This window comes from Streptomyces caniferus (assembly GCF_009811555.1).
GTDB classification, from domain to species: Bacteria; Actinomycetota; Actinomycetes; order Streptomycetales; family Streptomycetaceae; genus Streptomyces; species Streptomyces caniferus.
Map to the genome: position 1 here is coordinate 1724215 of NZ_BLIN01000005.1, position 14022 is coordinate 1738236.

Here is a 14022-nt window from a genome sequence, read left to right on the forward strand (position 1 = left end):
GCGGCCCGGAGGTCCCGGTGATCGACGCGCTGACGATCGCGGTCGCGGTGACCGCTCTCGCCCTGGCCGCCTGGTGCGGTCTCGCCGCGTTCCGCGACCAGCCCACCAAGGACTGGCACTTCATCGGCATGGCACTGGTGTCGGTCCTCGGACTCGTCCAACTGGTCGTCGCCGTCGTGCAGTTGACGCGCGGAGCCACGCCGGACAAGGGCACCGCGCTCTTCGTCGCGTACCTGCTCGGGGCGGCGGCCTGCGTCCCCGCGACCGGGTTCATGTCGCTCTCGGAGCGCACCCGCTGGGGTTCGGCCACCGTCGCGGCGGGCGCCGTGGTGCTGGCCGTACTGGAAGTGCGGCTGTTCGACATCTGGGGAGGCGGCAGTGCCTGAGACCACGGCGACCACGGCGGCGGACGGCAGCACGGCCGACGTCCCGGCGAAGCGTTCCCTGGGCACCGGCCCCGGGCGGCTGCTGGTCACGCTCTACGGCATCTTCACCGTCGCGGCCGCGTCCCGCTCGCTCTACCAGCTCCTCGCCCAGTTCGACCGGGCCCCGCTGGCCTACAGCCTCTCGGCCGTCTCCGCGGTGGTCTACGGGTTCATCACGTTCTCGCTGGTGCGCGGGGGTGAGGGCGCCCGCCGGGCCGCGATCGTCTGCTGCGCGCTGGAGCTGCTCGGGGTGCTCGGCATCGGCACCTGGACGCTGCTCGACCGGTCCGCTTTCCCCGACGCCACGGTCTGGTCGGACTACGGCATGGGCTACCTCTTCATTCCGGTCATCCTGCCCGTCACCGGGCTGCTGTGGCTGCGCCGGGCCCGTACGGAGCAGCCCGCCGGCTAGGCGGACGGGAGGACGGACCCGCACGGGCCGTCCTCCCCTCCCCTTCTCTCACGCCTGGGCGGCGAACTCCCCCTGGCTCGCTCCGGCGGATGCGCCCACCGCGGTGGCCTCCGTGCGGAGCTCCTTCTCCAGCGTCACCACGGTGAGCCGGGGAGTGAGCTGCTCGGTGCCGACGGGCACATAGCCGCGGCTGCGGTAGAGCCGCAGGTTGCCCTCGCTGCGGTGGCCGGTGAACAGGCGGAAGCGCGTGGCCGACCGCTCGGCCGCCAGCCGCTCCTCGACGGCGGCGAGCAGCCGTCCGCCCAGGCCGTGCCGCTGCATCCGCGGGTGCACGATGAGCTTGGCTATCCGCGCGGTGCCGTCCTCGTCGACCGTGCCGCGCACGGACCCGACCACCTCCTCGCCGAGCCTGGCCACCATGACGCAGGCCTCGCCCAGTTCGGCGCGCAGCGCCTGCAGCGTCTGGGTGAGCGGCTCGATGCCGTAGTCGTCGTACAGCGCGGCTTCCTGCTGGTAGCAGAGGAACTGGAGTTTGAGGATCTGCTCGGCGTCCTGGTCGGTCGCCGCAGAGATGGCCACGCTCGTGCCCATGCGCGTATGCCTCCCCTATTCGGTTCGCTGGTCCGGGCGCTGAGGGTGAGAGGGGTGCGCCCGGAACGATGTGCCCTGACAGACGGCGCCGCGGGGTACCCGTCGCCGTCGTGGCGTGGCTGACACTGCTCCTTCCGGGATCCCCGGTATGTGGCAGCGGCAATCTCCGCCGCGAGCATTCTGCGCAGGCAATCGGAGCAGGCGGAACGGACCGGCACCGAGCTCTCCTGTGACATTCCCAACTCAGATGAGAGTGCGGGGAGGTGGTGCCGGTCCGGACTCCGCCGGGGCGGCGGCCGGCCGCGGGGGCCAGCCCTTCGCTGGGGTCGGCCCTTCGCGGGGGTCAGTGCTTGCGGAACTGTGCGGCCGCCAGCAGCGCGGTGTCGGGGTTGTCGGAGAACAGGCCGTCGATACCGGTGCCCAGGAGCGCCTTGAAGAAGCGGAGGGAGTCGCCGTAGGCGTTCGGGTCGGTGCCGCGGCGGAAGTCGGTCGGCAGGAAGGTGTTCTCGTTGCGGACCGTGTACGGGTGCAGCACCAGCCCGGCGGCGTGTGCGTCCTCGACCACGGAGCTGGGCTCGCCGAGCTTGCCGTCGGCGTCCCGCGGGATGATCACGGTCAGGTCCGGACCGATGCCCTGGGCGAAGCCGGCCAGCCACTTCAGGCCCGCGGGCTTGACCAGGTCGGCAACGGTGCGCGGGTCACCGGACACCGTGAAGTCCCAGGGGCGGTCCTTGAGCGTGCCCAGCAGGACGACCTTGGGGCAGTCGACGAGCTTGTCCAGCCGCTGGATGCTGCTGGGTTCGAAGGACTGCAGGAAGTTCGGGGAGTGCTTCTTGTGCCGGCCGTGCGCCCGCAGGGCCTTGGCCAGCCGCTCCTCCAGGCCGAGGCCGAGCCCCCGGAAGTAGGTGGGGTGCTTGGTCTCGATGTGCAGCCAGACGGGGCGGCCCCGCTTGCGGCCCTCGCGCTCGGCCCACTGCAGGACCTCCTCGAAGGTCGGCACCTCCCACACACCGTCGTAGAGGGTGTTGTGCTGGCGGGTGCCCGGTATGCGCTCCTTGGCGCGCAGCGTCTTGAGCTCCGCGAGCGTGAAGTCCTCGGTGAACCAGCCGGTCAGCTTGGCGCCGTCGACGGTCTTGGTGGTCTTGCGGCCCGCGAACTCGGGGTGCGCGGAGACATCGGTGGTGGCGGTGATGTCGTTCTCGTGACGGCAGACCAGGTGGCCGTCCTTGGTGGGGACGAGGTCCTGCTCGATGACGTCCGCGCCCATGTCGAGGGCGAGTTGGTAGGAGCCGAAGGTGTGCTCGGGGCGGTAGCCGCTCGCACCGCGGTGGCCGACGATCAGCGGCACCGGCAGTTTCCGGGGCACGCCGTCGCGCTCGCGGGCGCTCGCCTGGCCGGCTCCGCCGAACACCGCCGCTCCCGCGCCGAGTGCCGCGGCCCCCAGCACCGTCCGTCGTCCCGGCTGCTGCCACTTGTGCATGCCCACGCTCCTTGTCCGAGGTTTTTCGGTGTGTTCCAGGTGCTTCCGGGTGTTTTCCGGCGTGCGGTGAGGCGTGTTGCACACCGGCCCACGGAACCGGGCCGATCGTAAGCACGGACGGGTCATGCCGGGGAGACGCCCGCCAACATAGGGGGGAACATGGTGGTAACACACGTCAACCGTGGGTCAACTGTGCGTATCGACCTCGTGAACCCGACGTGCGAGCGGGAGTGACCCGCGAGTATTGTCCTGGGCTGCAGAGTTCTGCGCCCGCTTGACATTGACCAGTCGCGACCCGGAGGACCCGTTGTCCCGCATTGTGCTGAAGGCGATTCTCGGATTCGTCATGCGTGTCCTGTACCGCCCGAAGGTCGAGGGCATGGAGCGCATTCCGGCGACCGGACCGGTGATCCTGGCCGGCAATCACGTCACCTTCATCGATTCGCTGTTCCTGAGCCTGGTGGTCAAGCGCCCGGTGTACTTCATCGGCAAGGACGAGTACGTCACCGGCAAGGGCGTCAAGGGCCGGCTGATGGCCTGGTTCTTCACCAGCGCCGGCATGATCCCGGTGGACCGCGACGGCGGGCACGGCGGGGTCGCGGCGCTGATGACCGGCCGCCGGATCCTGGAGGAGGGCAGCGTCTTCGGCATCTACCCCGAGGGCACCCGCTCCCCCGACGGCCGTCTCTACCGCGGCCGTACCGGCATCGCCCGGCTCACCCTGATGACCGGTGCGCCGGTCGTCCCGTTCGCGATGATCGGCACCGACAAGGTGCAGCCCGGCGGCAAGGGCCGCCCGCACATCGCCCCGGTGACGGTGCGCTTCGGCGAGCCGCTGGACTTCTCCCGCTACGACGGCATGGACCGCGACCGCTATGTGCTGCGGGCCGTCACCGACGAGGTGATGAGCGACGTCATGGAGCTGTCCGGCCAGGAGTACGTCGACATCTACGCCACCAAGGCCAGGGCCGCCTGACCCTTCCCCGCGTGCGCCGGGCCCCGTCCGCTTTCCGGACGGGGCCCGTTGTGCGTGCCGTGCTCCCGTGCCGGGTCAGCAGGGCACCCGGAATCCGCCGGGGGCGCGCTGGCCCTCGGCGCCGCCGGGCAGCGCCGTGCGCAGCGCCGCCTCGGGCCGCGGCACCACGCTGCCGTCGGCCTGCAGCAACTGCTGGCGCTGGGTGACGGTGCCGGTGCGGGCGCCGGGCACCCCTGCGTTCTTGACCCGTACCCGGTTCAGCGCCGCGGGTGTGAGCTCCTTCTTGGTGCGGACGTAGGCGATGAAGCTCTCGAAGTCGCGGGTGTGCCGGACCGGTGCGGTGAAGCCGGTGAAGGCGCTGAAGCCGTCCTGGTTGATGAGGGTGTACGAGGGGGCGGCGAGGCGGTAGCGGCGGGTGAGGCTGAGGGCGGTGCCGTCGATGAAGACCTCGGCGGGGTCGATCCGCCGGCCGACCGGCCCCGCGGCGTCGAAGGTGTAGCGGACATTGCCGGAGACGGCCAGCGGCGAGAAGCCGAGGCCGCCGCCGGCGGTCGGCGCCCACTGTTCCTCCAGGGCGTCATGGATCTGCCGGCCGGTGACGGTCACGGTCAGGATCGGGTCGCCGAAGCCGACGGAGTTCCAGGCCTGGGCGAAGGTGACGGTGCCGTCCGTCTCCTGGTTGCGGATCAGGTCGCCGGCGATCACCGCCTGGCCGACGCGCGGCGCGACCGCGATCACGGCGAGGTCCGCGGGGGTGTTGGGGTGGTCGGCGGGGTCGTCCATCGGCCCGTGCGCCTGCCGGCCCGCCCACAGGGCCCAGTCGGCGACGAGGTTGCCCATGGTGCTCTCCCCCAGCGCGTTGCGCCGCCGGGTGAAGGACGCGGTCTGGGTGCCGATCCGGCTGCGGGCGCGCCGCGTGGCGTAGTCCGCCCAGTAGCCGGCGATCGAGCGCAGCTCCGGGTCCGGTGTGACGTCGCGGGTGTTGGGGTGGTTGGTGGAGGTGGTCAGCTCCCGGATCACCGTTCCGGTGTCCGGGTCGAGGCGCAGGTTGATCTCGTTGATGATCTGGCCGTAGCAGCCCGCCTCGACGAAGGGGCGGGGGTCGCCGTTGGGGTCGGGCAGCATCATGGTGAAGGCGCAGTGCCAGTGGCCGGTGACGATGGCATCGATGTCGGGCGAGGCCCGCAGCGCCAGTTCGTAGGCGGGCCCCGAGGGGTTCTTGCCGCTGTTGAAGTCGCTGCCGGCCACCGCGCCGTCGTGCATGCTCAGCACGATCGCATGGACGCCGCGGGACTTGAGCTCGGCGGCGCAGCGGTTGGCGGTCTCCAGCTCGTCCAGGGTGCGCAGTCCCGGCTGGTAGGAGCCGGGGAAGGACTCGGTGCCGATCGCGGTCAGATGGATGAAGCCGATCGCCAGCCGGCGGCCGCGGCCGGCGTCCACGTACTCGATGTTGTACGGCGCCAGGACGGGCTCGCCGGTGGCGTTCCACACCATGTTGGCGCTGTAGTAGGGGAACTTCGCGCCCTCGAAGCGGCGCCCGGTGGAGTCCTTGAAGTCGTCGTCCCGTCCGACGACCGGGTAGGCGTCACCGTCCCCCATGTGCGAGGTCAGGAAGGTCGCCGACTTGTCGAACTCGTGGTTGCCGGCCGAGGCGAAGTCCAGGCCCATGGCGTTCAGCGCCTCGACGGTGGGTTCGTCGGCGAAGGAGGAGGCGTCGAACTCCCAGCCGGAGAAGAGGTCACCGGGGGCGAAGAACAGCGAGTTCCTGCGGCCGTCTCTCAGCCGCTCCAGGTGGGCGGCCATATAGGCGACACCGCCCACGGTGTACTTCTTCCCGCCGGCGCCGGTGATGACGGAGTTGGCGCCCGGGGCGCCCTGCAGATAGCCGTGCAGATCGGTGATGTTGAGGAGCTGGACGTCGACGTACTCGTCGGCGCTGGCCGCGTCGCGGGCGTGGCCGGTGGCGTAGGCGTTGCTGCCGATGGCGCTCGCGGTGGCCAGTGCCCCCGCGGCGGTGAAGAAGGAACGTCGTCCGATGTCGCGCACTGCGTCACTCTCCTGAGCAAGCCGTCCGTAGGGGGACGACGGGAGAGTCAAACGGGCCGTACGGGACGGCCGGTCACCAGCACACGTACCGGGCGTGAACGGGCGAGGGACAGTCGCCCCCAGGGCGTGTCCCGTGGATCATGGCGGGTGCACGGCACCGTGATCCACCAGACACGCCCTGAGGCGCGGTGTGTGCCCGCCGTCCGGCGGAGCGGCGCTACGGCGTCACGGGCGTTCCGCCGGGCCGCCGGCCGCGGAACCGTGGCCCGGCTCCTGGGCGGCCGGGGAGAGCGCGGCCGTGGGGGGCGGGGCCGGGCTGTTCGCCAGCTCCTGGCCCCGGAGCAGGAACCAGGCGGCCACCGCGGCGGCCAGCAGGACCGCCGCGCCCACCCCGGCCGCGACGTCCACCCCCGCGACGAAGGAGTCCTGAGCGGCCTTCACCAGCGCCGCCGCCTGGTCGGCGGGGAGATGGCGGGCCGCCTCGAAGGCGCCGCCGAGCGATTCGCGGGCGGCGTCCGCGGTGGGCGCGGGGACGCCGGGCGGGGTGGCGAAACCCCGGTAGATGCCGGTGACGATGGTGCCCAGCAGGGCGATGCCGAGCGCGGCGCCCAGTTCGTAGGCCGTCTCGGAGACCGCGGATGCGGCGCCCGCCTCCTCCTTGGGGACGCTGGAGAGGATCACGTCGGCGGTGACGGTGAAGGAGAAGCCCGCGCCGATGCCGACGACGAAGAGGATGAGGCACAGCGCGGCGGTCCCGGTGTCGCCGTGCAGGGTGGTGCAGCCGACGAGCGAGAGCCCGACCACCGCGAGGCCGCCGGCCACCACGATCCGTACGGACAGCCGCCGGGCGACCCAGCCGGCCGCCAGACCGGCCCCCACCGCGCCGATCGCGGCCGGTAGTTCGGTGAGCCCGGCGTTCAGCGGCGAGCGCAGCTGCACCATCTGGAGGAACTGGGAGAGGAAGAAGACCAGGCCGGACAGGCCGAGGATGGTCAGCAGATCGGCCAGCACCGCCCCGGAGAAACCGCGGTGGTGAAAGAGCTTCATGTTCAGCAGCGGCGAGGCGAGGGTGAGCTGCCGGCGGACGAACACGAGCAGGGTGAGCACCCCGATGACGGCCGCCAGCACGATGTCCCAGCGGTAGCCCTCCACCGCCGCTTCCTTGATGGCGTAGACGACGGCGACGATGCCCACCAGGGCCAGCAGCACGCTGGGGATGTCCCAGGGGCCGGGATCCGGATTGCGCGACTCCGGGATGACCCTGGCGCCGACGGCCACCAGCAGCGCCATCACCGGCAGGTTGATCAGGAAGACCGAACCCCACCAGAAGTGCCCCAGCAGGAAGCCGCCGAGCACCGGTCCCACGGCCATGCCGGCCGAGGCCATCGCGCCCCAGATGCCGATGGCCAGGCTGCGTTCCTTGGGGTCGTGGAAGAGGTTGCGGATCAGCGCCAGGGTGGACGGCATCAGCGTGGCACCGGCCACGCCCTGCAGCGCCCGGGCGGCGATCATCATCTCCGGGGTACTGGCGTACGCGGCGAGCACCGACATCGCGCCGAAGCCGACGGAGCCGATCAGCAGCAGCTTCTTCCGGCCGATGCGGTCGCCGAGGCTGCCCATGGAGACCAGCAGACCCGCGATGACGAAGGAGTAGATGTCACCGATCCACAGCAGCTGCGTCCCGGACGGCCGGAGGTCCTCGCTGAGGAAGGGGGTGGCCAGGCCAAGGACCGTGGCATCGACGCCGACCAGCAGGACGGCGAGGACGAGGACGGCGAGCGCGAGCCAGCGCCCCGGCCGGGGCTCGTCGTCCACATGAGCCGAACCGGCCGGTTCTGACGCTATGGTCTCGGTCATTTCTCCATGCTCCGTCGGATGCCGCCGAGCAGCAGCTCGGCGATCGAGTGGGTGAGGTCGTTGCGGGCGACCCGTCCTTCGTGGACGGCGTAGGCGCCCGCGCCGATCAGGCCGTAGAAGGCCTCGGTGAGCCAGGCGGCGCTCAGATCGATCCGGAAATCGCCCTCTTCCTGGCCGCGGCGGAAGAGGGCGGAGATACGGGCGTCCAGCTCCGCCCAGCCGGCGTTGATCTCGCCGTCCTCGAAGAGCTGGTTCTCGGTGAAGAGGAAGGCCAGTACGGCGGCGACCGGTTCGGCTTCGGCGATCAGCCGGCGCAGCGCCTCGGCCGCGTCCCCTTCCTCCAGCCGCGCCGCGTCCATCGCCTGCACGAACTGCGCGATCCCGTGCTCCTCCAGCGCCCGGATCAGGGCGTCCCGTCCGGCGAAGTGCCGGTGGAGGGTCGCGCGGCTGATGCCCGCGGCGCGGGCGATCTCGTCCATCGGCGTCGACGCCCGGCGCGTGAGCAACGCGGCGGCTTCTTCGAGTACCCGTTCACGATCCACTGCCATGAGACAGAGAGTACCCTAATGAGACAGCAATGTCTCACATGCATCTCGCACCACGCACAACGGCGGCCCGCCCCCGGATCTCTCCGGGGGCGGGCCGCCGTCACACACTCCTGCGTCCGAGCAGCCTCTAGCGCAGCGCCGTGGCCTCCTTGGCCACCGCCCACTCCTGCTGCTTCACCAGGTCCGTCCGCACCTCGGCGAGCTGGACCGCCACCGCCGAGGGCGCGGTACCGCCCCGGCCGCTGCGCGAGGCGAGGGCCCCGGGCACGTTGAGCACGCCGCGGACCTCGGGGGTCAGATGCGGCGAGATCTTGGCGAACTGCTCGTCGGTGAGCTGGTCGAGCTCGATGCCGTGCGCCTCGCACTCCTTGACGCACTCGCCCGCGACCTCGTGCGCCACCCGGAAGGGCACACCCTGCTTGACCAGCCACTCCGCGATGTCGGTGGCCAGCGAGAAACCGGCCGGGGCCAGCTCCTCCATCCGCTCACGGTTGACGGTCAGCGTGGCCATCATGCCGGTGAACGCCGGGAGCAGCACCTCCAGTTGGTCGCAGGAGTCGAAGACCGGCTCCTTGTCCTCCTGGAGGTCACGGTTGTAGGCGAGCGGCAGCGCCTTGAGTGTCGCCAGCAGCCCGGTCAGATTGCCGATGAGGCGGCCCGACTTGCCCCGCGCCAGTTCCGCGATGTCCGGGTTCTTCTTCTGCGGCATGATCGAGGAACCGGTCGAGAAGGCGTCGTGGAGCGTGACGAAGGAGAACTCCTTCGTGTTCCAGAGGATGACCTCCTCGGCGATCCGGGAGAGGTTGACCCCGATCATCGCCGTGATGAAGGCGAACTCCGCGACGAAGTCACGGGAGGCCGTCCCGTCGATGGAGTTGCCGGACGAGCCGTGCTCGAAGCCGAGGTCGGCCGCGACCGCCTCCGGGTCGAGGCCGAGCGAGGAGCCGGCCAGCGCGCCGGAGCCGTACGGGGAGACGGCGGTGCGCTCGTCCCACTGCCGCAGCCGCTCCGCGTCCCGGGACAGCGACTGCACATGCGCCAGCACATGGTGGGCGAAGAGCACCGGCTGGGCGTGCTGGAGGTGGGTGCGGCCCGGCATCGCGACGTCCGGGTGGGTCTCGGCGAGCCCGACCAGCGCCTCCTGGAGGTCGGCGATCAGCCCGCCGATGATCCGGGCGTGGTCACGCAGGTACATCCGGAAGAGCGTGGCGACCTGGTCGTTGCGCGACCGGCCGGCCCGCAGCTTGCCGCCGAGGTCCGGGCCGAGCCGCTCCAGCAGCCCGCGCTCCAGTGCGGTGTGCACGTCCTCGTCGGCGATGGTGCCGGTGAACGAGCCGTCAGCGACGTCCTCGGCGAGCTGGTCGAGCCCGGCGTGCATGCGGGTGAGCTCGTCCTCGGTGAGCAGGCCCGCCTTGTGCAGCACCCGGGCGTGCGCACGGGAGCCCGCGATGTCGTACGGGGCCAGCCGCCAGTCGAAGTGGACCGACGCCGACAGCTGGGCCAGCGCCTCTGCCGGACCGTCGGCGAAACGGCCGCCCCAGAGCCGGACGTCACCGCTGTTGCTGCTCACTGCTGCTCCTCAAGGCTGCTGTGGTGTGCGACTTCCCCCAAGGCCTCAAGGGCCAGGGGGGTACCCCCTCCCGGCCGCGGAGGGCAGGGAGGCGGCTTGCCGTACGAAGGTAACGAGGCGGGCTCAGGCCAGGTCGCGCTTTGCTGCGATCTTGCTCGACATGCCGAAGAGCTCGATGAAGCCCTTCGAGAGCGACTGGTCGAAGGTGTCGCCGGTGTCGTACGTCGCGAGGTTGAAGTCGTACAGCGACTGGTCCGACTTCCGGCCGGTGACGACCGCGCGGCCGCCGTGCAGGGTCATCCGGATGTCGCCGCTGACCTGCTGGTTCGCCTCGTTGATGAAGCCGTCCAGGGCGCGCTTGAGCGGCGAGAACCACAGGCCGTCGTAGACCAGCTCGCCCCAGCGCTGCTCGACCTGCCGCTTGTAGCGGGCCAGTTCGCGCTCGACGGTGACGCTCTCCAGCTCCTGGTGCGCGGTGATCAGCGCGATCGCGCCGGGCGCCTCGTACACCTCACGGGACTTGATGCCGACCAGCCGGTCCTCGACCATGTCGATCCGGCCGATGCCCTGGGCGCCGGCCCGCTCGTTGAGCTGCTGGATGGCCTGCAGGACGGTGACGGGCTTGCCGTCGATGGCGACCGGGACGCCCTCCTTGAAGGAGATGACGACCTCGTCGGCCTCCCGCTGGACGGCCGGGTTCTCGGTGTACTCGTACACGTCCTCGATCGGCGCGTTCCAGATGTCCTCCAGGAAGCCGGTCTCCACGGCCCGCCCGAAGACGTTCTGGTCGATGGAGTACGGCGACTTCTTGGTGGTCGCGATCGGGAGGTTCTTCTCCTCGCAGAACGCGATCGCCTTGTCCCGGGTCATCGCGTAGTCGCGGACCGGGGCGATGCACTTCAGGTCGGGGGCGAGGGAGGAGATGCCGGCCTCGAAGCGGACCTGGTCGTTGCCCTTGCCGGTGCAGCCGTGGGCGACGGTGGTGGCGCCGTGCTTCTTGGCGGCGGCGACCAGGTGCTTGACGATGGTCGGCCGCGAGAGCGCGGAGACCAGCGGGTAGCGGTCCATGTACAGGGCATTGGCCTTGATCGCCGGGAGGCAGTACTCGTCGGCGAACTCGTCCTTGGCGTCCGCGACCTCGGCCTCGACCGCACCGCAGTCGAGCGCACGCTTGCGGATGACGTCCAGGTCCTCGCCGCCCTGGCCGACGTCCACGGCAACGGCGATGACCTCGGCGCCCGTCTCCTCGGCGATCCAGCCGATACAGACGGAGGTGTCCAGGCCGCCCGAGTAGGCGAGTACGACGCGCTCGGTCACGGGTTTCTCCTTACGGTGCATACGCTGATGGGTATAAGTATGCACTCCACCGTATGTTTCGTCAACGCAACCACGAACCCGCAGGTCAGTCGGCGGGTCGAGGGCGTGTCGCCTGCCTCACGACCCCTCCTTGAGCACCTCCGTCAGCACGGTCACATGGCTCGCCGACATGTCCTTCGTCGCCGTCAGCAGCGTCAGCGGCCCCTCCCGGGCGAGCTCCCGGAGCCGCTCCAGCGCCCGCTGCGCGGCCTCGGTCGCCAGCTCCTCGCGATAGCGCTCGGCGAACTGCTCGTACCGCTCCCCCTCGTGGCCGTACCAGCGCCGCAGCTCGGACGACGGCGCCACCTCCTTGCACCACTCGGTGAGCTGCGCATCCGCCTTCGACAGCCCGCGCGGCCACAGCCGGTCGACCAGCACTCGGGCCCCGTCCTCCGGCTCCGGCGACTCGTACACCCGGCGCACCCGGAGGGCATCCGCGGGGAATATTTCACCCATACCTCATCGAACCATGCCTGCGAGAGTCCCGCCGGGAGGCCGGGAAGCACCCCCTGCGGGCCCCGCTTTGGATTCATGGGCCGGGACAGGGTATTTTTCTTCTGCACGCCCCGGCCGGGAGTTCTCCGGCCGGTATGAGCACCGGGACGTGGCGCAGCTTGGTAGCGCACTTGACTGGGGGTCAAGGGGTCGCAGGTTCAAATCCTGTCGTCCCGACGGTGTTTTTGCAGGTCAAAGGCCGCTTCCGAGGTTTCGGAAGCGGCCTTTGCCGTTGCTTGTCGTGGGCTGCCGCCGCTTGCCGTTGCGTCGGGGCTCCCGCGGGGAGCCCCGCCCCGGTCGGCCCGGGGGCGGACGCGGGGCGGGAGCGAGGCCGCGGGGCGGCCCGTACGGCGTGCCGACGGCGGCCGGCGTGCCCCTACGGCACGGGGTCCGACACTCCGCGCGGGTGCGGTATCGCTATCTCCTCCGGCTTCTGCAGCGCCACGGTCCGCGCCGGGGAGGGAATCCTGATGCCCTCGGCCCGGTAGCGCTGGTGCAGGCGCTTGATGAACTCGTGCTTGATCCGGTACTGGTCGCTGAACTCGCCGACGCCGAGGATCACGGTGAAGCTGATCCGCGAGTCGCCGAAGGTGTGGAAGCGGACAGCCGGTTCGTGGTCGGGGACCCCGCCGGTGATGTCGGTCATCACGCTCTCGACGACCTCGGTGGTGACCCGCTCGACATGTTCGAGGTCGCTGTCGTAGCCGACGCCCACCTGCACGAGGATCGACAACTTCTGTTCCGGCCGGCTGAAGTTGGTCATGTTGGTGTCCGCCAGCTGGCGGTTGGAGATGATCACCAGGTTGTTGGAGAGCTGCCGCACGACGGTGTTGCGCCAGTTGACGTCGACGACATAGCCCTCCTCGCCGCTGCTGAGCCGGATGTAGTCACCGGGCTGCACGGTCTTCGAGGCGAGGATGTGCACACCGGCGAAGAGGTTGGCGAGGGTGTCCTGCAGCGCCAGCGCGACCGCGAGGCCGCCCACGCCCAGCGCGGTCAGCAGCGGGGCGATGGAGATGCCCAGGGTCTGCAGGACGACGAGAAAGCCCATCGCCAGCACCACGATGCGCGTGATGTTGGCGAAGATGGTGGCCGATCCGGCCACGCCGGACCTGGACTGCGCCAAAGTCTTCACCAGGCCGGTGATCACCCGGGCCGCAGTGAGCGTGACGACCAGGATGAGCAGCACGGTCAGCGTGCGGTTGACGGTGTGCCCGACGCTCTGCGTCAGCGGCAGAGCGGCGGCCGCCGCCGCCATACCGGCGGTGATGGCCGCCCAGGGCACCACGGTCCGCAGCGCGTCGACGATGACGTCGTCCCCGCTCCACCGCGTCCGCAGTGCGTGCTTGCCCAGCCATCGCAGGGCCACGCGCAGCAGCACGGCCGCCGCGATGCCGATGGCCAGCGCGGCCCCGGCCACCATCATGTCGTGCAGCGTGAAAGCCCGGTTCACCGGCCGGCTCCCGCGGTCCGGGGGAACTGCTCGGCTATCAGCCGGATGTGATGCGACGTCACCTGGTCACCTGCTTGTCTCTGAGGCTGCGAAGGCGCCGGGACATCCGTGGACACCCCGACGCGAACTGCCATCCTGCCGCATGCGGTTCGGCCACCGGCAGGTGGCTCGGAGCGCAAACGGGCGCGGCCGCCTCCCGGAGGGGAGACGGCCGTGTCCCAGAGTGCTGGTGTGACGGGTGAGCAGCGCGAAGGGCGGGCCCCGCGCGCCTCAGTGCGCCTTTTGCGCCAGGCGCAGCAGATGGGCGGCGAGGGCCTGGCCGCCCGCCGGGTCGCGGCTGATGAGCATCAGGGTGTCGTCGCCCGCGATGGTGCCGAGGATGTCGTGGAGTTCGGCCTGGTCGATGGCCGAGGCCAGGAACTGGGCGGCGCCCGGCGGGGTGCGCAGGACCACGAGGTTGGCGGAGGCCTCGGCGGAGATGAGGAGTTCGCCGGAGAGGCGGCGCATCCGCTCCTCCTTGGCCGACTCCCCCAGCGGGGCCCGCGGCTTGCGGTCGCCGCCCTCGCTGGGCACCGCGTAGATCAGCTCACCGCCGGTGTTGCGGATCTTCACCGCGCCCAGTTCGTCCAGGTCCCGGGAGAGCGTCGCCTGGGTGACGGACAGGCCGTCGTCGGCGAGCAGCTTGGCGAGCTGGCTCTGGGAGCGGACCGGCAGCCGGTTGAGGATGTCCACGATCCGGCGGTGGCGTGCGGTGCGGGTCTGCGGCACGGCCTGGCCGCCGTTGTACGCCTCGTTGTCCTGCGGCTCGGTCAT

At 70.7% G+C, this 14022-nt stretch carries 13 protein-coding genes and 1 tRNA gene; 4 read left to right on the forward strand and 10 right to left on the reverse strand.

The genetic code is table 11. The features are described from left to right. Positions 1–17 precede the first annotated feature (17 nt). Positions 18–386 (forward strand): hypothetical protein, encoded by a 369-nt coding sequence (locus Scani_RS24205; protein WP_159479805.1) that lies wholly within the window; start codon positions 18–20, stop codon positions 384–386. Beyond that, a complete protein-coding gene (locus Scani_RS24210) occupies positions 379–837 on the forward strand; it encodes a hypothetical protein (protein ID WP_159479807.1) in 459 nt (152 codons plus the stop codon). Before Scani_RS24205 ends, Scani_RS24210 begins: the two co-directional genes overlap by 8 nt. A 48-nt stretch (positions 838–885) precedes the next feature. Here the strand turns inward: Scani_RS24210 and Scani_RS24215 are convergent, their stop codons facing one another. Both Scani_RS24215 and Scani_RS24220 read right to left on the reverse strand, forming a co-directional pair. Beyond that, positions 886–1428 carry a GNAT family N-acetyltransferase gene (locus tag Scani_RS24215; RefSeq protein ID WP_159479809.1) on the reverse strand — a complete coding sequence of 181 codons (543 nt, stop codon included), beginning with the start codon at positions 1426–1428 and terminating at the stop codon, positions 886–888. A gap of 343 nt (positions 1429–1771) precedes the next feature. Further along, positions 1772–2908 carry a glycerophosphodiester phosphodiesterase gene (locus Scani_RS24220; protein ID WP_159479811.1) on the reverse strand — a complete coding sequence of 379 codons (1137 nt, stop codon included), beginning with the start codon at positions 2906–2908 and terminating at the stop codon, positions 1772–1774. Positions 2909–3215: 307 nt separating this feature from the next. Between Scani_RS24220 and Scani_RS24225 the strand changes: the two genes are divergently transcribed. Continuing rightward, complete coding sequence (locus Scani_RS24225; RefSeq protein ID WP_085925955.1) at positions 3216–3884, forward strand: lysophospholipid acyltransferase family protein; 669 nt, start codon at positions 3216–3218, stop codon at positions 3882–3884. 75 nt (positions 3885–3959) lie between these two features. Here the strand turns inward: Scani_RS24225 and Scani_RS24230 are convergent, their stop codons facing one another. From Scani_RS24230 to Scani_RS24255, 6 genes are all read right to left on the reverse strand, one after another. Next, the gene (locus Scani_RS24230; protein ID WP_159479813.1) at positions 3960–5930 is read right to left on the reverse strand and encodes a bifunctional metallophosphatase/5'-nucleotidase; all 1971 of its coding nucleotides are present in this window, start codon (positions 5928–5930) and stop codon (positions 3960–3962) included. A 225-nt stretch (positions 5931–6155) separates the two neighbouring features. Further along, on the reverse strand, positions 6156–7787 hold the full coding sequence (locus tag Scani_RS24235; RefSeq protein ID WP_159479815.1) for an MFS transporter: 1632 nt from the start codon (positions 7785–7787) through the stop codon (positions 6156–6158). Then, positions 7784–8335, reverse strand: a complete 552-nt coding sequence (locus Scani_RS24240; RefSeq protein WP_159479817.1) for a TetR/AcrR family transcriptional regulator — start codon at positions 8333–8335, stop codon at positions 7784–7786. The genes Scani_RS24235 and Scani_RS24240 overlap by 4 nt, the downstream gene beginning before the upstream one ends. Before the next feature lie 127 nt (positions 8336–8462). Further along, positions 8463–9905 (reverse strand): argininosuccinate lyase, encoded by a 1443-nt coding sequence (gene argH, locus Scani_RS24245; protein ID WP_159479819.1) that lies wholly within the window; start codon positions 9903–9905, stop codon positions 8463–8465. 123 nt (positions 9906–10028) lie between these two features. After that, on the reverse strand, positions 10029–11222 hold the full coding sequence (locus tag Scani_RS24250; RefSeq protein ID WP_159479821.1) for an argininosuccinate synthase: 1194 nt from the start codon (positions 11220–11222) through the stop codon (positions 10029–10031). A 117-nt stretch (positions 11223–11339) separates the two neighbouring features. After that, positions 11340–11717, reverse strand: a complete 378-nt coding sequence (locus Scani_RS24255) for a DUF488 domain-containing protein (protein ID WP_159479823.1) — start codon at positions 11715–11717, stop codon at positions 11340–11342. Positions 11718–11859: 142 nt separating this feature from the next. Between Scani_RS24255 and Scani_RS24260 the strand changes: the two genes are divergently transcribed. Continuing rightward, positions 11860–11933: transfer RNA gene (locus Scani_RS24260), tRNA-Pro, on the forward strand. Positions 11934–12132: 199 nt separating this feature from the next. Here Scani_RS24260 and Scani_RS24265 read toward each other — a convergent pair. Together Scani_RS24265 and Scani_RS24270 are read right to left on the reverse strand one after the other, a co-directional pair. Beyond that, the gene (locus tag Scani_RS24265; protein WP_159479825.1) at positions 12133–13209 is read right to left on the reverse strand and encodes a mechanosensitive ion channel family protein; all 1077 of its coding nucleotides are present in this window, start codon (positions 13207–13209) and stop codon (positions 12133–12135) included. Positions 13210–13479: 270 nt separating this feature from the next. Then, on the reverse strand, positions 13480–14022 hold the full coding sequence (locus tag Scani_RS24270) for an arginine repressor (protein WP_159479827.1): 543 nt from the start codon (positions 14020–14022) through the stop codon (positions 13480–13482).